This window comes from Bacillus sp. SRB_8, from assembly GCF_003264205.1.
GTDB lineage: Bacteria > Bacillota > Bacilli > Bacillales > Bacillaceae_G > Bacillus_A > Bacillus_A mycoides.
In genome coordinates this window covers 1-791 of sequence record NZ_NADT01000223.1, presented here as the reverse complement: position 1 = coordinate 791, position 791 = coordinate 1, and the positions used below count along the sequence as shown (strand labels likewise).

1 protein-coding gene is annotated in these 791 nt (G+C 41.2%); it reads left to right on the top strand.

Translation table 11 applies throughout. The annotated features are described in order from the left end of the window. Window positions 1-791, top strand: a 791-nt coding sequence (locus B5P40_RS32500) for an endonuclease/exonuclease/phosphatase family protein (RefSeq protein WP_181462989.1), incomplete at both ends; no start/stop codon positions are given.

The following is a 791-nucleotide window of genomic DNA, read 5'->3' as shown; positions in this document are numbered from 1 at the left end:
AAATAAGAACAACCAGGAACATAAAAATCGCTCAATGGAACGCCTGCTCCCTAAGCGAACAAAAATCAAAAGAACTGTCTCGATTTGCTAACACCAACCGCGTCGATGTAATATGTATATCAGAACTTCACCATAGACGCCAAGTAGACGATTTCCCAAACCACGAAGCCGATGACCGGTACACCCAAGCTGGAATTTTTTGGAGGGACCATGTAAATGTAGATGTGATGCGCATTCCTGCAATACAAACGTTTGGGAACGACGGAATCATGACACAAATAGTAAAAATATATAGTGAAATGATATTAATTCACATATATATACCACCGGATATAGATCGAAATACTAGAAAAACATATTGGAAACAAATCGGCAAATTCGTAGAAATGCGAGATGAACCGATACTTCTAACAGGTGACCTCAACACCAAAGATAGACGGTTTGGAATCCACCATGACGAAACTCACAAATACCTAGACAGCATATTGGAAGAATGCAAATTGATGAACAACCCGGAACGCCCAACAAGAGGAAACAACTCATTAGATATCACCATTGCCAATCGACAGATGGCAAAGGAGATCTTACAATGGGACGTGCACGCAGAGCTAGGCAGTGACCATTCACCGACAACAATAGATACTACAATTAGAAGAAAATCGACGCAAAGGATTCCCCCTAGCCGTAAAAGAATACAACGAATTGACACACGAGCGACAACGAAAGCGTTAGAAGAGGAACTGCAGAATGTTGAAAGCAAGAACATGGGACTAACAGCTTTCATTGACCTA